Below are 22,022 nucleotides of genomic sequence, written 5' to 3'. Positions count from 1 at the left end.
CCCAAAATCTCCTCCTATTTATTCACATAATTCACATCACCATTGATTTTCAAATCACGGGGTACACTTAAAAGTATAAAGTCATTCCCCATTACAGATGTATGACGATCCTCAAATGCATTACCAGTACCAGAAAACTGACTAAATGCAAAACCTTGAGAGAATTTAGTAAAACTAACTTCCAACATCTTAGGAGCTTTTATAGAGAGCGTCTTTCCATCAAACGCTAGAGAAGGAGATTCTAATTTATCTGTAAAATCTATGCCATCAATATAGGATTTTCCGTAATAATGGGCAGCTTCTATAACACCGTCATTATTCTTCTTTTTTTCAACAAACACCATGATTCCATACATTTCTTTATCAATCATATTTACATCTAATGTGTTTTCTTTAGTGGGGAACGACCAGTTTTCTTTTTCTAAAAAAGTACCTTTGAAGTTTTCGAGCTTACCATTAAAGGCACCTTCTAGTACTTTACTTTGAGCCTCTTGAACTTTGTCCATCTCACTTCTTGTTACCATCTTTCCTTCTGTAACATTTTGAGGCAGCAGCGTAAAAGAAATAGCAGTCGCTAGCAACAATACGACCGTATACCCTCCAAGCAGCCACTTTATTTTGCGAAGTCCGCCTCTTCTCTTATTGAACATGTAAGTGCCTATTCCAAAAGTAATCAGCACAAAAAATATAATCGGTATCAGCAATACAATAATACTCATTTCCTTACCTCCATTCGGTTAGAGATCCCTATGCTAGAGAGCAATAAGACGATAGATACTACCAACACTTTTACGGCAAACAGGGCAAATGAAGTTTCAGCTCCAAAAAACTTACTTACATTCATGAATAACGTAGGGTTTCCACCAAGACCATCCATGATTAAACCACCAAAAGCAAAGGTTGGAATAATGAAGAGAAAACCTCGGTGCAATTGAATTAAAATTCCAATAAAATAACCCGCACTAGCAAAAAGAAAGATATAAAGGACAGATGCACTGATCCCCGTAACCCATGTCAAAAAGGGAAGCGTATCCATGATAATTGAGAAATTGTCTTTTAAGTAAAATGCAAGAACTTGAAAAAGGTGGGTAGAAAAGTAAACGGATAATCCTGCAAATATACTGGCAGATAGTAGAAAAAGAATGTTCGAAAAGTGGCTGATCCTACGGTTTGTAATAAATGAAAAATCATCGTAGCGATAAGCTTTGGTCGTTATAATGATCGCTGTAATAAACGCCCAAATCATCATAAACACTAATATAATGTCACCTGAATAATAATTGACTTCGTAAGATATAGAATTGGATGTACTACCGCTCATACCATTTCCATTAAAGGAGAAAAAAATCGCGAGTAACTGAATCATAATTAAAGAAGTAAAAACCCCAAAGTATGACTTCAACTTATAGCGGTATTGCTTCTTCACAATGTCCCAAGTTTTAACCTCTGTTAAATACATGATCGATCCCACCCTTTGTTTTACTTGTTAAATAACTGCAAATATCTTCTGCAGAAACCTGCGTGATTTCTAGCCCTAAGCCTCTGGCATCCTCAAGCTCTTTTATGGAACGATCATTTTTAACAACCGCGTATGAGAGATTAGCGCCAATATCCTGTACATGAATGGTTTCAATTCTATTGATCCACTCCTGTACCTTTTCTGTTTTACCGCGAACACCAATCGCATAGTCCCTTAGCGCATCAATGGACAGATGAAGACATTTTTCACCTGACTTAATAAGCAATACATCTTCTAACAAATCTTCTACTTCATCTAGTAAATGGCTTGATAAAATAATGGTTCGCGGGTGAGAAATGTACTCTTTTAGCAGTGCTCGATAAAAGTCTTTTCTTGTACCTGAATCCATACCGCTCGTAGGTTCATCCATAATCGTGAGTGGGCAGCGCGCTGCTAATCCGATGATCATATTAAAAGTACTTTTCATCCCTTTTGAGAGATTTCCATGATACTGTCCTGGATTCAAAGCAAAATAATCAAATAGCCGCAAAGCTAAATCGTGATCCCAGTTCGGATAAAAGTTCCCCGCAGTTTCAAGCAGCTCTTTTAACGTTAATCCTTGAGAAAAACTCATTTCGTTATCTATAAAAATGGTATTAGCAGAAACTTTTAGATTATTAAATGGATTCTCTGAGAAGACTTGAATGTCACCAGAAGAATGATGAAGATAACCTGCAATGATTTTTAATAGCGTTGTCTTTCCTGCTCCATTGCGTCCAATTAAACCTGTAATCTTATTCTCCGCTAATCGAAAGGTCATAGAGTTAATCACTTTTGATTTCCCATATTGCTTTGTCAGATCATTACATACCACTACATTCATGCTTGCTCCTCCTTTATCTTTTGGTGTGTATCTTTAATCATCGTCACAAGCTCATCGACCTCCACTTGTAATTGAACAGCTTCTCTCGCTAGTTCGTTCACCAGTGTGTTCAACTTGGAATTCTTTCTTTTTCTGAGGATGATCTTTCGTGCATCTGCTGCTACAAACATACCTAGTCCCCTCTTCTTATAAAGAACGTTATCGTCAGCCAACAGGTTTATGCCTTTCCCTGCTGTGGCTGGATTTACATTAAACATCTCAGCTAATTGATATTGTGAATAGACCTTTTCATCTGCTTGAATCGTTTCATTTAAGATTTCATTTTCAAGCCATTCAGCGATCTGAACGTAAATCGGTTTCATACTGTCAGCATTCAGCAGCAATTGTACTTCACCTCCAACTTACCACTATAGTACATTACATATGTAATGTACTATATATTACCAATATATGCAATAAATTGTTTTTGATTACAATTAAAAAGACAGCTCCCTTTACCGAGGAAACTGCCTAATACCAAACCATTATTTTCTTCTTGCCGTTACTTGCTCGCTCATAATCGTGTACATATTCTCTACTCCATCATTGGTGGCTTCAAAGTGAAAAGCATTTTCCTCTTTAATCCCTATGCTTTCCGCTTCTTTCGCCACATCAATGTTAGCGCCCATAAAGATAAACTCCCAGCTGTACTTCTCTTGCTGGTGACGGATCAGATCCTTTACTTTTTCATATGAAAATTCATGACTCGCATTTTCCATGCCATCAGTCGTAATAACAAAGATTATCTTTCCGGGTCTATCCTCTTCATTTACCTGTGAAAGCCTGTAACCCACATCCAAAATTGTTTTACCTACAGCATCTAAAAGAGCTGTAGTTCCCCTGACATAATACTCATTACTGGTTAAATGAACGCTTTTTGCAGGTGCACCGCTACAAAGAACTTCATACTGATCATCAAAAAGAACCGCAGTAAGAACTGTTTCTTCATCAAGCTCACATTGTCTTTTCACAAATGAGTTAAACCCGCCAATAGTATCCTTCTCCAGCCCTGACATAGAACCGCTTCGATCTAGCAAAAACACGATCTCTGTTAACTTCTTATTCATCCTTAACCATCTCCTAATGATTTGTCATGCTATAATAATAGCTAGAATTATCCAGCTCATGGTCGCCTGTAAAGCGACATTTAAGGAGGATGTCTCTATGCTTGATCAAAAGCTTTTATTAGAATTAGAAACGTATCTTAATGAACGCTTAATAATGGAATTAGAAGTTTGCAAGTCCTCCGAAATCATGGAAGAAAGTCTAGAAGAAAACAGCCTGCGTTTTGAATTGGACGAATTTATTCATAAGAATCGGAAGCCCACACTTCAGGAAAAACTTTTTCAACTTATTGATCAGAAAGATGTTTTGGACACAGAGGTTTACAAAAAGGCTGGTTTAGACCGAAAGCATTTTTCAAAAATACGCTCAAAAACAGATTACCGACCAAAGAAAAATACGATCCTTGCGCTAGCTTTGGCTTTGGAGTTGAACGAAGAGAATACAGAAGAACTATTAGAAACAGCAGGCTACTCGTTATCTGACAGTGATACGAACGATTTAATCTTCAGATTTTGCATCAACAAAAAAATTTATGATAGGTTTGAAGTTAATGAGTATCTTGTTCATTTCAGTCTAACGCCTATAGGAAGTTCCATATAAAAAGACAACCTCTCACTGTGAAGTTGTCTTTCTGCATTTTCTATTCAATTGCACCTGCTACATCATAATCTAATAAATCAAGCTCGGATGGTTTTCCTAATGCAAGCTTTGCGAGTTCTGCACCAAGATAAGGTCCGCTCGTTAAGCCTGATGCTCCAAGTCCATTTGCAATCCATATCTTTTTATAGGTAGGCAAAGGTCCGATAACAGGTAAAAATCCTGGTGTGAACGGACGAAATCCTACCCTTGTCTCAAGAATGGTTCCGTCTGACAGACCTGGTGCAACAGCTAATGCTTTTGTAAGAATTTCATGTACACCACCAGCAGTTACCCGATCATCAAAACCTTCTTCATCTTCGTGTGTTGCGCCAACAACCACTCTGTCATCAAATGTTAAGATGTACTGGTTTGTCGGCGGCATTACGACAGGCCAAGAATCAGTTTCTGTTTGAGGCAGATGCAGATGAATAATCTGTGCTTTTTGCGGAGTTACTTTGAAGGTGATTCCGAGCGGCTGCAGGATCTCGTTTGACCATGCTCCAGCTGTAACTATGACCTCATCTGCCAGTATTTCTTTACCCTCAATGGTAACTCCAACAACAATATTATTTTTATGGAGTAGAGTTGCGTTGCCATTTAAGAATGTTGCACCATTATTAGCCGCTGCACGCACTAACGCATTCCGCATCGCTCGGCCATTCACGCGAGCTCCACCACTTACAAAAACGGAGCCATATTCTTCAGATAGAGGAGGAAAACGCTTCTTTGTTTCTTCAGGTGAAAGGATCGTAATCTCCCCAATTTCAGGCGCATCTTCTCTTCGTTTCATTGCTCGTTCTGCCATTTTTTCAAGTTTTTCTGAGTCTGCATGCAAACTGAGTGTACCTACTCGTTTATACCCCGTATCCGTTTCACCATCAGCTTCAAGTTGCTGAATGAGTTCAGGATAATAACGCGCACCACCTTTTGCTAATTTGTACCACGCTTTGTTTCGGCGCTGCGAAAGCCAAGGACATACGATTCCAGCGGCTGCATCCGTTGCCTGTCCTCTATCTTGCCGATCCACCACTATCACTTCAGCACCGGATTTGGCTATGTGATAAGCAGTAGATGCTCCTAGAATCCCTGCACCAATGACAATGATTTTTTTCATATATAAAACACCTTTAGCATTAAAATTTTACTTAGATTGTAACACAGACACCTCTATCAAAAGCAAAAGCTGCTGATTCATTAGCCCAATCAACAGCTTGCCTTATTTTTATTCAATGGCAACAGCAGCCTTTTCCACTCCAAAACTCATGACAGCATAGAAAGTTCCTCTATAGGTTCTCTTGTATTCAACAAAAAATGGAGTTGCACGCTTTAAACCCTTTTCTTCAGCGAAAGCAGCCAACTCCCAGTATTTCACCTGTGATTGCTCATCGAATTGATTAAGCAACCGTGCTGCAATCGCATTTTTTATTAAAAAATAACTCCTAAACCTAACATCTTCCTCTTTTGGTACGTTTAATAACGGCTCTTCAATGGGCATGAAAATTTCAGCTGTCATAATTTCCGCCGTCGGTTCGCTGATCATACTATAAAACAATTCCCCGGTTGGGTGATATCCGTATTTTTCAAGAGTAGCTGTTAAATCCTTTATCGCTTCACCAATTTCTTCAGGATAAAAATTGTACAATTTTGAAGCAACATTTCGGTACGTCATCGTATGTTGTGAGTTAATCAACTGACTTCACTCCGTTCTGCCAGTGGTACGTAAAGGTCGATCATGATCTCACCATACACATCGAGCATGACACAATAATAAGTATCAGATAATGCTATATTCTCTCTTTCAGCATACTTCTTTACTTTTTCATAAGCAGCTGAGAAGTTTGTTTCCTGGTCAGCTTGTCTTAGTGTCAGTGCCTTGTCAATCTGTACTTGCTCTAGGTACTGTATCTCTGCATCTTCTCTCACACCGACAGGCTGGTTGATGGGTAAATAATAGGTAAATGCACCTTTATCTCTATCATATGCGTCATCTGTACATGAGAAAAAAACTGGCCCATTTTTATAGACTTCCTGATTCAGTTCAATCTCCTCAAGATCATGTAAACCTTCCTGCCAGTTTTCTTTCAGATCATGCTTACGATAAACAAGCACAGAATCAAATTGTAACGAAGAAACTTCCATCTCAAGCATCCTTTCTGTTATGTTATTTAAACTCGTAAACTCTTATCATTAGCAGATATTGATTCTGAATACAGATATCCATTTCTATCAAAATTAAAGCTCTTAAACCGGAATTTACAATAGAGGATCACGAGCTGTTCTGGCAGGACAAAGATCATTGTGTAAAAAATAAGAAGAGGAAGAACAGTTAAGAAGAACGTTTCTAATGAAAATAAGCCGCCAGCTCTTATTAAATATTGGATAATATAAACAATAGCCAATCCAAGAACAATAGCCATTGGTATATACGAAGTAGTTTCAAACCTTTCTCTAATCTGTCCTCTACCAGATCCTTCACGATACTGGCCTTTGTGAAGCAAAATATAAAAACGAACGAACGTTACGACAAAAAGTATTACTGCGAAACCTAATGTTATAAAGGTCAGATTTATCAACGATTTTTCTGTAACATTAAAATCTGCACCTATAACAAACAAGGCTCCTAAATACATGCACGCACCGCCAATATTTTGTGATAATAAAATACCTAAAAAGTACTGCAATTTTTCACTTCTCCTGTATATAAAAGGAACAGCGTAAATAATCGATAAAACGGTTAATATAATAGTCGCCCATAAGTGTATTTTTTTTATACCTTCAATATTGGGATAAACACTTAATTCCGCAGCAACGTTGTAAATGAGATAGAAAGCTAGGGCTTGCATAGCTGCCCCTAAGACTAAAACACCTCCCAATGATTGAGGACTCTGCCTGCCTGATTCAAGCGGACCTTTTAACACTGCAAAATCTTCAACAGACAATTTTTTAAACACTTTTCACCCTCCTAACGATTAATGAAACCACCCTTTGATATTATCCATAATTGATTTTCCTGACTTCTTACTTTTCCTATTTAACAATGTATTAAACCCTATACCTGCTGCAATTCCAACTGCCGTTCCTACACCTGGTATGGGAATAAGTGCTGTAAATAAAGCAACGCTCCCTGCCTGAACCGCACCTGAAACAGCCAGATCTATTCCTGTATCAACACTTGCCCTTGCCGCAGCTTCTTTGCCGCTTAAGCCATCTGCTTTAGCACTTTCATGGTTGCTGTAAAACGCAAGACCTGCGGATATGGGACCCAATGCTTTTGTCGCGCCTTTGATGGGTCCGCTGCTAACAATCCCTTTAAAATCTACTGCATCTTTAAAAGATTTTCCTGCTCCTTTAACAGTGGCGCTCCCAACTGTCTTGGCTTTTTCCGCTAATGTTGCTTTATCATTCCAATACGCGAGAGAAGGGTTTTTACTAAGTACATCATCCCCCATTGCCGACCAGCCCGATTGACCTGGTTTCTTGGTTGCATATTTTAAGGTAACTTTATTATTAGCGGCATTCGTATAGTGCTTACCTTTGAGACCTTTTCCTCCTTTAGGAACACGATTCATCAATTCACTTAATCCTTTGGCATTTGGTTCAACGCCTAACTTTCTTAAAGCTTCCCCGCTTGCATGTACGCGGTATCCGTATTTACCAGTTTTCGGATCCCATGCCTTCGTTATGCTAAGACCATTGTTTTTCCCAGCCATAAACATACGGAAGCTTGATATTCCCCCAGTTAAAGCGGTATTTAGTTTTTTTGCATCACCTACATACTGTTTTGCTGCTGCCATTGCCGGATTAGCACCCGATACATCACCTGTGTTCTCCGCATCCTTACCTTTAGGTACGCCACTCAAATCTCCCGTACGCTTGGCTAGCTCAGTACGCAGCGGTGAAATCGAAGTATATTCTTTCCAAGCATCAACGGGAAAACTGCCGTTTACTAGCCCGTCTTTTACCATGCCTTCAAGATCAGCCAGCCATTGCTCCATGATTGCAATATCTTCCTCGATGGCATTTAACGAATTGGTTTGGCTGCTGTCAAACCTCATGAGGTCCTCAATGGTCTCATCTTTCTTTTGATCCGCTCGTTGAATGCTCTGCTGCATATGAGCGTCGTTGAGCTTTGGAAGGGCAACAATATCGGAGACCGAGGCAGTTATAGCGTTCCCTTCATCCGTCAGATCGCCAACTTGTTGTCTAAGTTCTTTCAACTTTGCTTCAATTTCTCCTTCTAGAAATTCTTGGCGGATCATACCGGACGGGTTTGGTTCTAAAGAATTTAGTGCAGCATTCATCTGTTCAAGTGTACTGTTGAAATGGTTTTTAAATGTCAAAAAAAATTGAATGAAGGGCAGGTGACATTCCTGATAAAAAGAACGTATTGCAGCTCCTCCTTGTCCTTTAAGCGCATCTTCCATACCCGTAAAACGTTCAGTTTCTGCCTTTATTCCTTCCATTTCATTATAAAGACGGTCCAGCATTTTCGATTGCCTCGAAATACCTTCATGAAAAGGCTGGACATTCAATACCTTCATAAACCCACCCCTCTTTGTACAATTTTTATAATTACATGACTTTGTTATGCATGGTACCTGACAGCTGATGATCTGTATTTCTCATAAAGTCAACGGAACCCTCAGTGGACTTTATATTTTGCGATAAGACAGATTGGTATTTTACTAGCAGGGATTCTAGTTTTATTCCAATGTCAGTAAGTTTCTCTGCAACATCGAGTCTGTTTCCGGTGATTGGATTTGCTGCCTGTGGTTTCAAGTTGTCACAGGCTTGTTTCATTACGCGTAATTGGGCCTCAATCTCTCCGTAGACCATCTTTATCTCTGACATTATGCTCCCCCCTTTTATTGTTTTTTAAGATCCTCTTTATAATTTGAGATACTTTGCTGAAGAGATGAAATTTCCGAGTTTAGCATTGCTATTTTGCTAGAAATCGCGTCAAAAATTGCCGCAAACTGATTAGAGCCAATATCCAGACAATCAGCATGTATACTTGATTCTCGTATCGACTGAAACTGCATAGCATGATTACCATGCCAAGTGCTAGGTGATAATTCTGGATCTAGACATTTTTTCTCCAGCAGCATAAATTCATGCTGTTTATAAGTTAGCTTAGACTGACACAAATATAGTCGGTTCAATTCTTCCTGAGCTTTACTTATCATCGCGTAGTAATAGGACAGCACTTTTAACCTCCTCTCCTATTTTAAAACTAGTAATAAATAGGTTAAATGGAACTAATTACAAAAACTAACACAGTACTTCTTTCCACCAAAATATCCAAAATAAACCACTTTTTAAGCATTGGATTAGGTCTAATAATCCCTTAAAGCTGTCCTTTTCGTATGTATTTTGTTTTCCTAATCGCTTTTTAAACAGAGCATGTGATCTTTAATTTAGGTTGTTTCGCAAACTTTGTTGCTCTTGAAAGTGGTTGATTTCCGTTCCAGATGCTCGCTTTCCGCGGGGCAGGCGGTGAGCCACATTCTTAACGTTTCACTCTTAAGTGTCTCACCTGCCCGACTGTCCCGCAGGACAAGGAAGGCTACGGCAGCGACACATCGCACGAAGAAAATTTGAAGTTCAATTTTCGAGGAGTCTCGCATCTTACACTCCAATCAACTTGTCATAGAAGAGAATTGAACAATCTGCTTCCAAAGCAACAATTGAGCCTTTATTTATTACACATTCGCGCGGCTACCCTTACTTTGCGCGCAGTTGAATGGTGTTTACGCTCAGGTGAGCTTCTGTTCCACGCACAAACCAATCATTTGCGCGCACATCAAGGCGATTCTCACGCACCACAGGCTCATACAGGCAATTCTCAGCATTAGAAAGAAGCATCTTCGCCTGCCTGCTGGAGTATTTCAGCTATAAAAACCAATTTTTGAAGTTTTTCATGAGATTTTGCTATTTTTCGGGGCACAATCCTGTTTTTAGCTTGGTAGGCTATTAAAAATGATGTAAACATCAAAAAACCGCAACGAAGATCGTTGCGGCTTTTACCAATTGTCTATTCAACTCCAGGAAACCATCCTGGTGAATTTATGATTGCGTTCCATAATGGATCTGGAACAACCAATTCTTTTTGTTTCGTTTTATCAATCTTTGTTACGATTTCTGATTCTCGGCCTTGTTCTATCTTTTGTACCCAGTCTGGATCGATAATCAGTTCGCGGCCAAGTGCGATTAGCGGAACACCTGTCTCAAGTGCTTTTATAGCATCATCTGCCGTGTAGATTGATCCGACACCGATTACTGGAACACGGTCTCCTGCTCTTTCTTTAATGATTTCAATACGAGGACGTGTATCTTCTACACCGCGTCTGGGCTCTGACCAGAAATCCATCAAAGAAACGTGGAGGTAATCAAGATTCTTTACGCTTAATGCATCAACAAGTGCTAATGTGTCTGCCATCGTGATTCCAGGTGTTTCCGGCTCTTCTGGTGAGAAGCGGTAGCCCACGATGAATGTACCATCAGCGTGTTCTGCCACTGCTTTTTTAACAGAATCTACTACAGCAAGTGGAAACGCCATACGCTTTTCTAATGAACCTCCCCACTGATCCTCGCGACGGTTAGCATGCGGAGAAAAGAACTGCTGAATCAAGTAACCGTTCGCTCCATGAATTTCAACACCGTCAAAACCAGCTTCAATAGCGCGCCTTGTCGCTTCTCCAAAATCACGTATGACCGAAGCTACCTCATCAGAAGTTAACGGGCGAGGCACTGGTTTGCCTTCAGCTGAAGGAATATCACTTGCACTTACCACATCGCCGTTTGGAACTAGCTCAGGCGGTACTTCACGGCCGCCGTGAAAAATCTGAAGAATCGCTTTTGAACCTTTTGCTTGAATAGCAGAAGCTAAACGGCGAAGACTCGGAATCATGTCATCCGTATCTCCTGCAAACTCTCCCGGAAATCCTTTACCATTGGCTGTTACATTTGTACACGCTGTGATCACCATGCCAACACCTTCAGAACGGCGCTCATAATATTGGATTTCTTCGTCAGTTACTGTTCCATCAGGATTGGATGAGAAATTTGTCATGGGTGCCATCACAACTCGGTTTTTAAGTTCTACTCCATTTTTAAAGCTAAACGTTTTAAATAATGGTGCGTATTTTTCGTTCATCATGCTGCTTTCCACCTCTTTATTTAATCACTTAATAACTTTCTTTTTTAAAGTAACTATTATATTAATACCCACAATTCAGAAAAGCAAAAGTTACGCTTCTGTTTTAATAATAATTTATTAAGGGAAAAGTATAATTCTAAGAAATGCAGTCTACTGCCTGCTCCATTTACACTACAACTCAGGAGGTAATCATGAAAAAATCCAGTATAGCCGTGTTTATTATTATCTTTGCCTCGTTCTATGTTTCCAGTATTCTGTTTCCCATTGACAAGGAGTGGTATGACGCACTAAATAAGCCTTCATGGACTCCATCAGGGCAAACAATCGGCATGATCTGGACTGTATTGTTTACTTTAATCGCCTTATCCGCTACTCTTATTTACAATCAATATGGTTTTAAACCAATTAGTTTTTGGATTCTTTTTGTAGTCAATTATGTATTGAATCAGGCTTTCAGTTATTTTCAGTTCGCACAAAAAGATTTGTTATTAGCTACCTTTGATGCATTTTTGATCGCTGTGACCACTTTGCTTTTAGTCATTTATGCAAGTCGTTTAAGAAAAGTCTCAGGATGGCTGCTTATTCCGTATCTTCTCTGGAGTTCATTTGCTACCTACTTATCCTGGACAATCTACAACATGAATGCATAAACAAAAATGTCTATACCAAAAAGAGATCTAACCCTTTCAGAAGGCCAGATCTCTTTTATTATGTTCCTGAAATCGCTACATATTGATTCTGAAGAACAAACCGATTGTCCTTCCACCCTAACGTGTTTACCACATAACCTAATGCGTCTGCATTATATAGCCCTGCAATCTTTTGATATGCGGAAAGTTCGTATACCCCATCGTAATTGAAGTCGATGGGATATAGGCCGCTCAAAGGGTTTACAAAGCCGGTGATCGGTTTCTTCAGCTTGCCATTTTTATCATATATTTCGTTGAGATATTCTGAATCTCGTTTCGAAATATCAATTATATAGGTTTTCACATTACTCTTACTGACAACTCGGACTCTGTAGTTATCCTCATAAATTACATCATATTCAAAAGTGGCATTGTATACGTTAAAATTAAACATCTCTTGCGGATTGTTGCCGATAAACGAGTACACATAATGATACATGAATCCCCCGCTGCCGCCGGAATTAATGCTGATCAACACATCTGAAACACCGTTACCTGTAAAATCCCCAAGAAACAAAGTTGGATTGTAGCCCACATTTTCAGATAGAGGCACTCTTGTTTGCGCCCCTGTTCTTCCGTCCTTCACATGAAGCGTAATGTTCTCAATAAATGGGCTGTCCTGACTCTTAGTACCCGTTAAAAAGACATCATCTGGTACACGATCCCCAGTAACATCTCCCTTAGTAAAAGCAACAACACTTGGAATAACTCTATAATTATAGTGGTTATACATAACATGCTCCTTGTTAGATGAAGTTTACTAACATGTTATGGGCACCTGATGTGATTGACACAGCCGTATTTAAATTTAACTTGAATAAAACAAAACAAATCCTCGCCGCCACTGAAGATTACTCAACAGCGGCAACAAGGATTATTTATCCTGGCTCTCATATACATCATCTTTAGAATGAAATCCGTCCGCGATGATCGTCTCGTCAAGATTTCCTTTATCGACGGCGATCGGAGACAGCAAAACAGATGGGACCTCAATTTTTCCGTTGTTTATCTTTCGCTCTGTTTTTATAGGTATCCCTTTTGCCATTTCAACGGCCAATTCTGCAGCTTTTTCTGATAAAGCCTGAATGGGTTTATAAACCGTCATTACTTGAGTACCTGTAACGATTCTCTGCACCCCCGCAAGCTCCGCATCTTGTCCAGCTACGGGAATTTCCCCTGCAAGCCCTTGTGCTTCAAGCGCTTGTATGACACCGCCGGCTGTGGCATCGTTCGCCGCAATTACGGCATTGATCTCATTTCCATTAGCTTTCAGTGCAGACTCCATATTTTTAAAGGCATTAGCGGGTGTCCAATCTTTGGACCACTGATCGTATACAACCGTAATAACTCCTTTATCAATTAACGGCTGTAGGACTCGGAATACTCCTTTTTTGAATAGATGAGCATTATTATCCGTTTCGGCCCCGCCTATATACACGTACTTTCCATTCGGAACTAGCTTTGTTATCGCTCTTGCTTGAAGCTCTCCTACCTTTTCGTTGTCAAAGGAAACGTACAAGTCGAGATCTGCATTTTTGACAAGGCGGTCGTAAGCCATCACCTTAATTCCAGCTGAATGGGCTTTTTTGACGATCGCCGCCATTGCTTCAGCGTTATGAGGAACGACAACAAGCAGATCGACTCCATTTTGAATGAGTGTTTCAGCTTGAGCAATCTGCACGGAATCATCGCCATTCGCTGCTAAAATTTCCACTTCTGCCCCAAGATTCTCTACGGCTTTTTTAAAGAGATCTTTGTCCTTAAGCCAGCGTTCTTCCAATAATGTATCCATGGAAAAGCCAATCTTAATTTTTTCTTCTATCATTGATTTGCTGTTTACCTTTTCAGTTTTAGAAGGGATCGCTTTTCCAAGTGTGCCATTACTCGTACTGTCTTTTTCGCAGGTTAAACCTGCGCAAATCAATACTATGAACAATAGGATGAGGCTTACACGATTTACGATTCTACCCATTGATGATGCTCCTTTTTACGTGCCTTCATCCTTTTCTGCCAAGAACAGCCCTGCGATATTCTGTAGGTGAAAGCGCAACCATTTTTTTGAACACCTTGCTAAAATAATTTGGTTCGTGATACCCAACCTCAAACGTAATTTCTTTTAAGCTTTTTTCTGGATCTGCCATCAATTTCTTTGCCTTTTCAATTCGGCATTCTGTCAGAAAATCAATATAGTTGATCCCTAGCTTTTCTTTGAACATCTTGCTGATATAAATTGGACTTAAGCCCACTTTTCTTCCTAATGCCTCAAGAGATATATCTTCATGTGAGTGTTTTACAATATATTGTTTGATCTGATGAATCGTATCCGCCTCAAGCTGTTCATAATGTTCTTCGTACGAAGTTCTCATCTGTTTTAAGAGGTGCTCTGATTCGGACCGAAGTTGACGGTAGTCCTGAGATTGATAGGAAAAAAGAGGTGTTTCAGTTTCCACTCCCATTTCGCTCATCACTCTTGCCGCTACCCAAAATAATTCAAGGACACGCTGTTGCGTTTGGAGCAAATCTGCTCCTTCATTCGAGCAACGTTGAATTAAATCCATCACATTCTTATGAACCTCATCCCACTTTCCTAATCGGATCTCATCGAAAAACTGTTTTTCACGCTGTTTTGATCGATGTTTGTCTTCTGTACTCTCAAGCACTGGAACATCATGATAAAATCGGTATTTCAGAGGCAGTGAGGTATCCATTGTGGCAATTAAAGATTCCTGGTAAGACTGGCGAACTTGATTTAAAGAGTGAGAGACATTACCAATTCCTATGAACCATCCGTCTCCTGAACTTGCTTTTTTCAGAGAGAGAATATCTTTTGCAAGGGAGATCGCTTGGGAACGGAAAGAACTGCCAGGTTTCCGAAAAACAATTATCGGTAGCTGTCGGCCATACAATGCACCAACCCACCCACTCGCTGATTTCCTAACCTTTTCTTTGACCAACGAATACAAATTTTCTCCGTCTTTTGGAAGTAGAATACTCATTACAAACGGTTCATCTGTTGAAGAAATGTCGAGCATATCAACGAGCATATCCAAGTGCACTTCATGTACATGATCGAACAATAGCTGAGTTACGACATCCGTTTCGACAAGCGGCAGTGTTCTTTCTAACACTTCAAGAGATCTGCGCTCTTCGGTGATCTCCTTCAACACCTTTCCGACCGTCTCCTCAATCTCGCTCACTCTGCTCGGCTTCAATAAGTAATCCTTCACACCTAGTTTGATTGCCTGGCGAGCATAATCAAACATATCAAAAGCCGTAATCATAACAAACTTAATGAAAGGATTAGTAGATGTAATCTGCTGAATGGCTTCAAGACCGTTCATTCCTGGCATCTGAATGTCCATCATTACTAAGTCAGGATTTAATTCAGCTGCTGCTTGCACAGCGATTTTTCCATTTTTCGCTTGATGAATCTCGATATCAGGAAACGCCTTTTGCAGAATGACCTGCAGCCCTTCTCGTTCAATCTGCTCGTCATCAACGATCAAGAGTTTGAGCATGCTGTTCAATCCCCCTCGTTTTTGGAATTCTTATTAACACATTCGTACCTGCACCCATCTCACTTTGAATATCCATCAGGTTTTCCATCCCATAAAAAAGTTGAAGCCTCTTTACAACATTGGTAAACCCTATTCCTGTTGAAGTACTATTCGTCTCGACAAGCTCACCCTTTAAAATCTGTATTCTTATATTCTCAGGAATGCCAGGTCCATCGTCCTCCACTTCAATGATCACCATGTCATCATCATCTTTGATTCGAAGCCAGACCTGCCCGCCATCTTCTCTTGGCTCAACCGCATAGATCACAGCGTTTTCAATAATAGGCTGCAGAGTCAGGCCTGGAATCTGAACGTCTAAACATGATTGATCAATATCGAGGTGCAATGTGAGCCGGTCAGTAAACCTTGCTTTTTGGATGTTCATGTATTGCTGAATCACCATGACTTCATCCTGAAGCGTAACGGATTTATCTAGCCATTTTAAGTTGTATCTTAAGAGACCGGCCACACTTACAAGCAAGTCACTTGTTTCTTCTGATCCTTCCAAATAAGCCTTCTTCGAGAGCGTATTTAGCGTGTTAAATAAAAAGTGAGGATTGATCTGACTTTGAAGATTCTTAAGCTGGCTCTCCTGCAACAGAAGCTTGCTTTGCTGCAGTTCATGCTCAAGCTGCGCCTTCTGCTGTATTTCCTGAAATAGGTTATTTATATTGATCCGCATTCGGTTAAAGGTTTGAGCAAGAAATGAGATTTCATCGTTTGACTCAACCTTGATCTCTTTGTCAAATCGTCCTGCAGACAGCTCATTCGCCGCAAGAGTCAGCTGCTGCACCGGTCTCGTGATACTTAAACTAAACCAATATGTAATCACCAGCAACAGAAGTGTTATGAGAAGCATAAGCCATATTCCCAGCTTCTTAAATTCAGCAGATTGATCAATAATTCCTCTGTAAAATCGCTCGTAAGTCTTCAGCTCTGTGTCAATCAACGTAAGCGTCATTTCTGATATGTACTTTGAGAGACGCGTTGCTTCTGTGAACTCTTTGTTTGAGGTCTCGGTGTCGGACTCAGCATAGAACATAAGCGAACGGTCTGTAGTTTCAATCAAACTGTCAACAAGGTTCATGTAGTTTATGAGAGCAAATTCGTTTTCTGAATTTCTTAGTTTCCCAATTTCCGTTTTTGCCTCGTTAAGTTTTTCTTTGCTGTGATTAAGGTTATCCAAATTATCTTCAGACGGTTCAAGCAAGTAGTTATTAAGATCGGTGACCATTTGTTGACTGCTGCTCGTCACTGAATTCATGCTCAAATATCGCTGTAAAATATCATTGTATTGATTTTGCGTTTTTTGATTATAGTAGGTAAGCGCTATCCAAATTACGGCCATGATGATCAGAACGACTGATGCGAGCATCCATATTTTCTTCTGAATTCTGTTCATTTCTCATCCATCGCCTTTATCATTCGAATTTCGCTTAAATACCCATCCGCATCAAGAGGAACCGTCTCATTCTCCAACCATTGCATTAAAACATCTACGCTTTTTTTCCCCATCATCTCTGGTGACTGCTCAATCACACCATCCAACTTTTTTTGGTTAAGCAGTGTGATCGATTCAGATCCATCATCAAAAGAATAAATAAAATAGGGCTCTACCTGTCCGCGTCTGCCGATCTCTTGAATCATAGCTCCAGCAATATTAGCGTTCACGGCAATAAAACTGTCCGCATCCGGGTACTGATTTAATAAATCTCTTGTTTTTGCGATGACCTGCTCTCTCGCCTCAGGTGTTTCTGCATATACCGTTTTTACATTAGGAAAGCTTTGAAGCACCTCTTTAATGCCCGTAAGCCTTTGCTCCTGATAATACTCTTGTTGGCTATCACTTAATAAGATGACATTTCCTTCCTGTCCCATGTCTGATAGCATGAGCTTCGCAATCATTCTTCCAGCCAAGTGCTGATCCGAGCCAACGTACGTTTTTCTAAGACTTTCTGCCTTTGGTACGTCATTCGCAACCGTAACGATAGGAATGCCATAAAACGCCGCTTTAACCTTGGTCAATTCTTTAAATCTATCGGTATCCAGACCTTGTACAATAATGCCGTCCACTTTCGACTGAATGGCAATCTCCAGCTTTTTCAGAAAATCATCCTGGTTCTTGCCGTAGCTTCCCCATACTTCAAGGCTAGCTCCGTCCTTTTCAGCTTGTTGTGCAGCACCTTTTCCAACCTTATCCCAAAACGGTGTTTCCAGTTCTTGAGTGATGAGTACAATACGAAAACTGTCCTCTTTCTGAAATGAGGCAGCAGGCAGTTTCCAATCAGACTGAAACGCTTTTTGTGCCGTTGTAAACGTTAAATAACTTAGGAAGATACATATAAGACTCAGAAAGATTAATCCAGCTTTGCGCAAGTGAAGTATCCCCTTTTTTTCCGATAATTTACTAATCTTATTTTATCATAATGAACTTGATGCGAATGCTCATTCATTTACCAATTATAGGTATATGATAGGTGTTTAAGCGTTAAAAAAGTGAAGACATCTTCTAGCATGATGTCTCCACTTTCTTCCCAAAATTTGTTGCGATTTTGGCTATCCTCTCTTTTTACGTGTCATCACATCAAAAAGTACGGCTGCGACCAACACGCCGCCTCTAATCATGTACTGCATAGAAACCCCAACTCCAAGAAGGTTCATACCGCTTGATAAAGAAGCCATAACAATGGCACCAATGATGGCACCTGTTACTTTCCCTACGCCACCTGCAGAAGATACACCACCAACATAAGCCGCTGCGATGGCATCAAGCTCAAAAAGAGTTCCTGCTGTTGTCGTAGCCGACTGAAGTCGTGATGTAAAGAGAATACCTGAGAGCGCAGCAAGCATACCCATAGAACCAAATACCATATAAGTGATTTTATTAACGTTAATTCCACTTAAGTGCGCAGCTTCCGGGTTGCTTCCGACCGCGTAAATGTGACGTCCCAACACCGTTTTCGTTGTTAAAAAATGATACACCACAACGACAAGCAGCATGATGACAACCGTCCAGGAGAACCCGTTATAACCCGCTAAAATCCAAGTAACATAAGCAATGATTGCTGAAACAAAGACTAGTTTGAAAGTGAAAATCCCTTTGGAAACAACATCAAATTGATATTTAATCTTGTTTCGGCGCGTAGAGATCTCGCTGTAAATATAGAATAAGATTGATAGTAAACCTAGAATAAGAGATAAGAGATGCAAGCCATTCACAATCATAAGAGAAGGAATAAATCCGTTTCCGATCGCGTTAAATGCATCGTCTTTAATAATAATCGTCCCCGTTTTCTCTGTTACTTGCAATAGCGCACCGCGGAAAATAAGCATACCCGCAAGTGTAGCTACGAACGAAGGAATGGCGTATTTTGCAATCAGCAAACCATTAAACAGACCGATAAAGATTCCAAGCACAAGGATTACTGGAATGGTTACATAAACAGGCAGCCCCATCTTTGTTAAAAGAATAGCGGCGATTGCACCTAGAAATCCAGCAGCAAACCCAACAGACAGGTCAATATGACGGATAACGATGACAAGCGTCATTCCCACTGCTAGTACAGCAATGTAACCCGTGGAATCTAATAGATTACTAATATTACGAGAAGACATAAACAGCCCATCCGTCATAATGGAGAAAGTAAGCATAATTACAAACAAGGCAATATACATCCCATAATCACGGATATTCTCTTTCACTAACGATCTTGCTTCATTGATAAATTCCATGTGATAACCCCCTATTGCGTAGCAAGCTGCATAATGTTTTCTTGATTGGCTTCTTCAATCGGCAGCTCACCTTTCATTCTTCCTTCCGCCATAACATAAACACGATCACTCATTCCCAGCACTTCACCCAGTTCAGAAGAAATCATGATAATACTCATGCCCTCGCTGATCAATTTATTCATTATGGTATAGATTTCAAATTTGGCTCCTACATCGATACCTCGTGTCGGCTCATCCAAGATCAGCAGCTTTGGCCCAACAAATAGCCACTTGCCAAGTGATACTTTCTGCTGATTTCCTCCACTCAAGTTACCGACCGTCTGCTCTAGAGAAGATGCTTTAATATACATCGATCGTTTGTATTCCGTTGCTCTTTTTACCTCTTCGTTCTCGTTTATGATCCCCTTATCAGCGACTTCGTTGAGGTTTGCAGCCGTAATGTTGTTCTTAATATCCTGAATGAGAAACAGCCCGTCACCTTTTCGATCCTCTGTAACATAAGCAATACCAGACTTAATCGCATCACTCGTATGTTTGAACGTTTTTTCCACACCTGATACTTTTAGCTGACCTTCTAGTTTATAGTTTTTCGGATTGCCAAACACACTCAGTGCAAGCTCTGTTCGTCCAGAGCCCATAAGCCCAGCGATACCGACAATTTCTCCCTTTTTTACATGAAAGTCGATATCCTTTAAGACATGCCTGCCAAGCTCGGTACTATAAGCGGACCAATTGTTCAGCTCGAGTATCGTTTCACCGATCTTCTTATCTGGTCTCTTCGGGTAAATGTCATCAATATCCCGCCCGACCATGTTTTTGATAATCATGTTCTCTGAAATTTCCCCATTAGAAGCATCCAGCGTACAGATTGTTTTCCCATCACGCAGGACCGTCGCTTGATCCGCGATAGATATAACTTCTTTCAGCTTGTGAGAAATCATAATGCTTGTAATCCCTTGTTTTTTCAGTTCACCTAGAAGTTTTAACAGATTCTCGCTATCATCCTCATTCAGCGCGGCAGTCGGCTCATCCAAAATAAGCAGCTTAACATCTTTACTTAATGCTTTAGCAATTTCAACCAACTGCTGCTTTCCCACACTCAGATCCTTTACGAGTGTTTCGGGATTCACGTCGAGCCCTACCCGTTTCAGCATTTTCTTTGCCTCTGCGATCGTCTGGTTCCAGTCGACTAGGTTTCCACGCTTAACCTCGTTGCCTACAAAAATATTTTCATAAACCGTGAGATCGGGAAATAAAGCAAGCTCTTGATAGATGATGACGATACCGGTCTGAACACTATCACTGATCTTATTGAACTGCTGAACACTTCCTTCAAACACGATGTCTCCTTCATACGTTCCATAAGGATATACGCCGCTAAGCACCTTCATCAGCGTTGATTTCCCTGCTCCATTTTCTCCGATCAAGCAGTGTATCTCGCCTTTTCTCACTTTAAAATTTACATTACTGAGCGCTTTCACTCCTGTAAACGATTTGGAGATCTCGTTCATCTCCAAAATATATCCGCTCATCATGATCCCTCCATTAGCCAAACAGCTTACTTAATTGTGAAAAATAGTGATAGACGCAGGATCTATCACTATTCTTCGTCCACCTATTTTCTTATTCAAGCCCTGTAAAATCGTCGGCTTTGTAGTAATCAGAATCGATAAGTTCCTTCTTCACGTTCTCTTTGTTAACAACGATAACGTTTGTTTGCTTTGCTTTAACTTCAACATTTCCATTGTCATAAGAACCAGTTGTTTCAGGCTTCTTATCATCAAGGATATCAACAGCCATTCCCATTGCATCCTTTACAAGTGTACGAACATCCTTGAACACAGTCATAGATTGCTTACCATCGATCACGTATTGAATAGAAGCTTTCTCTGCATCCTGTCCAGTTACAAGGTAGCTGGAAACCGCGCTGTCAGATCCAAATACGTCAGCGATTGAACGAGCTGTTCCATCGTTTGGAGCAAGGATGGCAACATCGCCCTTCATGTCTGCTTTAGCCGCAGTCAAGTGAGTTTGTGCTTTGTTTTTTGCTTCGTTTGCATCCCAGTTCGTTGTAACCTGACCGATGATCTTACTTAGCTCATCGCGAGAAAGTTCAGCTTTGTCTTTTAAAGCTTCAGCTTCACTAGAGTTAGCGATTTTGAATGTGCCATCAGCAATCTTAGGCTGAAGAACTTTCCATGCGCCTTCAAAGAATAAAAACGCGTTGTTATCAGAAGCCGCCCCAGCATAAAGGTAAAGCGGTGTGTTAGAACCTTTTGCATTATCAATCAAGTACTGTCCTTGCGCTGCACCTACTGCAAGGCTGTCGAATGTCACATAATAATCAACTGCATCTGTATTTGTAATAAGGCGGTCATAAGAGATAACCGTAATGTCATCTTTCTTCGCAGCTTCTACTGCAGCTGCTGCAGCATCGCCATCTTGAGGACAGATAATAAGTACATCGATGCCTTTGTTGATCAACGTCTCAACGTTTTCTTTTTCCTTTGCAGAAGACCCTTGGCTGAATAGAATTTCAGTCGTATATTCTGTACCTTTAAGAGCATCTTTAAAACGCTGTTCATCCTGAACCCATCTCGGCTCATCTTTAGTCGGCAATACGATACCAACGCTTACTTTGCTATTGCTGTCACTGCAGCCAGCTGCAACAAGCATAAGCATGATTACCGCTAGCATTAGAGATACTAATTTACTTTTCTTCATGTTTCGTTCCCCCTCTTTTAAATACTTACAAGTTAATTATAGCTACGGAAAAAGAGGGTTTGAAAGCGCTATCATT

Annotated in this window: 23 protein-coding genes; 2 read left to right on the top strand and 21 right to left on the bottom strand. The window is 40.3% G+C overall.

What is annotated here, in order from left to right:
- Positions 1-14: 14 nt before the first annotated feature.
- The 5 genes from P8610_RS10235 to P8610_RS10215 form a co-directional block, all read right to left on the bottom strand.
- Positions 15-719 carry a hypothetical protein gene (locus P8610_RS10235; protein WP_394604303.1) on the bottom strand — a complete coding sequence of 235 codons (705 nt, stop codon included), beginning with the start codon at positions 717-719 and terminating at the stop codon, positions 15-17.
- Positions 716-1,459 carry a hypothetical protein gene (locus tag P8610_RS10230; RefSeq protein ID WP_289497288.1) on the bottom strand — a complete coding sequence of 248 codons (744 nt, stop codon included), beginning with the start codon at positions 1,457-1,459 and terminating at the stop codon, positions 716-718. The genes P8610_RS10235 and P8610_RS10230 overlap by 4 nt, the downstream gene beginning before the upstream one ends.
- A complete protein-coding gene (locus tag P8610_RS10225) occupies positions 1,440-2,342 on the bottom strand; it encodes an ATP-binding cassette domain-containing protein (protein ID WP_394604302.1) in 903 nt (300 codons plus the stop codon). Before P8610_RS10225 ends, P8610_RS10230 begins: the two co-directional genes overlap by 20 nt.
- Complete coding sequence (locus P8610_RS10220) at positions 2,339-2,725, bottom strand: GntR family transcriptional regulator (protein WP_289497290.1); 387 nt, start codon at positions 2,723-2,725, stop codon at positions 2,339-2,341. The genes P8610_RS10225 and P8610_RS10220 overlap by 4 nt, the downstream gene beginning before the upstream one ends.
- Positions 2,726-2,866: 141 nt before the next feature.
- Positions 2,867-3,448, bottom strand: a complete 582-nt coding sequence (locus P8610_RS10215; protein ID WP_394604301.1) for a vWA domain-containing protein — start codon at positions 3,446-3,448, stop codon at positions 2,867-2,869.
- Positions 3,449-3,545: 97 nt separating this feature from the next.
- Between P8610_RS10215 and P8610_RS10210 the strand changes: the two genes are divergently transcribed.
- Positions 3,546-4,046 (top strand): hypothetical protein, encoded by a 501-nt coding sequence (locus P8610_RS10210; RefSeq protein ID WP_394604300.1) that lies wholly within the window; start codon positions 3,546-3,548, stop codon positions 4,044-4,046.
- A gap of 40 nt (positions 4,047-4,086) precedes the next feature.
- On the opposite strand, the gene P8610_RS10205 is transcribed toward P8610_RS10210, so the two are convergent.
- The 8 genes from P8610_RS10205 to P8610_RS10170 form a co-directional block, all read right to left on the bottom strand.
- Positions 4,087-5,199 carry an NAD(P)/FAD-dependent oxidoreductase gene (locus tag P8610_RS10205; protein WP_394604299.1) on the bottom strand — a complete coding sequence of 371 codons (1,113 nt, stop codon included), beginning with the start codon at positions 5,197-5,199 and terminating at the stop codon, positions 4,087-4,089.
- Between the two features lie 108 nt (positions 5,200-5,307).
- Entirely contained in the window at positions 5,308-5,775 is a 468-nt protein-coding gene (locus P8610_RS10200) for a DUF5085 family protein (protein WP_394604298.1), read from the bottom strand.
- A complete protein-coding gene (locus P8610_RS10195) occupies positions 5,772-6,224 on the bottom strand; it encodes a DUF5085 family protein (protein ID WP_394604297.1) in 453 nt (150 codons plus the stop codon). The genes P8610_RS10200 and P8610_RS10195 overlap by 4 nt, the downstream gene beginning before the upstream one ends.
- A gap of 26 nt (positions 6,225-6,250) precedes the next feature.
- A complete protein-coding gene (locus P8610_RS10190; protein WP_394604296.1) occupies positions 6,251-7,036 on the bottom strand; it encodes an ABC transporter ATPase in 786 nt (261 codons plus the stop codon).
- Between the two features lie 18 nt (positions 7,037-7,054).
- A complete protein-coding gene (locus P8610_RS10185) occupies positions 7,055-8,626 on the bottom strand; it encodes a ribonuclease YeeF family protein (RefSeq protein ID WP_394604295.1) in 1,572 nt (523 codons plus the stop codon).
- Between the two features lie 31 nt (positions 8,627-8,657).
- A complete protein-coding gene (locus tag P8610_RS10180) occupies positions 8,658-8,936 on the bottom strand; it encodes a DUF5344 family protein (RefSeq protein WP_394604294.1) in 279 nt (92 codons plus the stop codon).
- Positions 8,937-8,950: 14 nt separating this feature from the next.
- Positions 8,951-9,292, bottom strand: a complete 342-nt coding sequence (locus P8610_RS10175) for a YwqH-like family protein (RefSeq protein WP_394604293.1) — start codon at positions 9,290-9,292, stop codon at positions 8,951-8,953.
- An 827-nt stretch (positions 9,293-10,119) separates the two neighbouring features.
- Entirely contained in the window at positions 10,120-11,244 is a 1,125-nt protein-coding gene (locus P8610_RS10170) for an NADH-dependent flavin oxidoreductase (protein WP_394604292.1), read from the bottom strand.
- Positions 11,245-11,435: 191 nt separating this feature from the next.
- Between P8610_RS10170 and P8610_RS10165 the strand changes: the two genes are divergently transcribed.
- Positions 11,436-11,894: a TspO/MBR family protein gene (locus P8610_RS10165; protein WP_394604291.1), complete on the top strand. Its 459-nt coding sequence runs from the start codon at positions 11,436-11,438 to the stop codon at positions 11,892-11,894.
- A gap of 58 nt (positions 11,895-11,952) precedes the next feature.
- Here the strand turns inward: P8610_RS10165 and P8610_RS10160 are convergent, their stop codons facing one another.
- The 8 genes from P8610_RS10160 to P8610_RS10125 all read right to left on the bottom strand — a co-directional run bounded on the left by P8610_RS10160 (position 11,953) and on the right by P8610_RS10125 (position 21,946).
- Complete coding sequence (locus P8610_RS10160; protein WP_394604290.1) at positions 11,953-12,666, bottom strand: VCBS repeat-containing protein; 714 nt, start codon at positions 12,664-12,666, stop codon at positions 11,953-11,955.
- A 141-nt stretch (positions 12,667-12,807) separates the two neighbouring features.
- Entirely contained in the window at positions 12,808-13,905 is a 1,098-nt protein-coding gene (gene xylF / locus P8610_RS10155) for a D-xylose ABC transporter substrate-binding protein (RefSeq protein WP_394604289.1), read from the bottom strand.
- A 25-nt stretch (positions 13,906-13,930) separates the two neighbouring features.
- Positions 13,931-15,451: a response regulator gene (locus P8610_RS10150; protein WP_394604288.1), complete on the bottom strand. Its 1,521-nt coding sequence runs from the start codon at positions 15,449-15,451 to the stop codon at positions 13,931-13,933.
- Positions 15,429-16,892 (bottom strand): sensor histidine kinase, encoded by a 1,464-nt coding sequence (locus tag P8610_RS10145; RefSeq protein WP_394604287.1) that lies wholly within the window; start codon positions 16,890-16,892, stop codon positions 15,429-15,431. Before P8610_RS10145 ends, P8610_RS10150 begins: the two co-directional genes overlap by 23 nt.
- Complete coding sequence (locus tag P8610_RS10140) at positions 16,889-17,866, bottom strand: sugar ABC transporter substrate-binding protein (RefSeq protein ID WP_394604286.1); 978 nt, start codon at positions 17,864-17,866, stop codon at positions 16,889-16,891. The genes P8610_RS10145 and P8610_RS10140 overlap by 4 nt, the downstream gene beginning before the upstream one ends.
- 180 nt (positions 17,867-18,046) lie before the next feature.
- On the bottom strand, positions 18,047-19,222 hold the full coding sequence (locus tag P8610_RS10135; RefSeq protein WP_394604285.1) for a sugar ABC transporter permease: 1,176 nt from the start codon (positions 19,220-19,222) through the stop codon (positions 18,047-18,049).
- A gap of 11 nt (positions 19,223-19,233) precedes the next feature.
- Complete coding sequence (locus P8610_RS10130) at positions 19,234-20,754, bottom strand: sugar ABC transporter ATP-binding protein (RefSeq protein WP_289497304.1); 1,521 nt, start codon at positions 20,752-20,754, stop codon at positions 19,234-19,236.
- Positions 20,755-20,845: 91 nt separating this feature from the next.
- Positions 20,846-21,946, bottom strand: coding sequence for a sugar ABC transporter substrate-binding protein (locus P8610_RS10125; protein WP_289497305.1), 1,101 nt, complete (start codon positions 21,944-21,946; stop codon positions 20,846-20,848).
- Between the last annotated feature and the right edge of the window lie 76 nt (positions 21,947-22,022).

The organism is Fictibacillus sp. UD, assembly GCF_043558025.1.
In the GTDB taxonomy this organism is placed as follows: Bacteria; Bacillota; Bacilli; order Bacillales; family Fictibacillaceae; genus Fictibacillus.
This window is presented reverse-complemented; position numbering and strand designations above follow the sequence as displayed.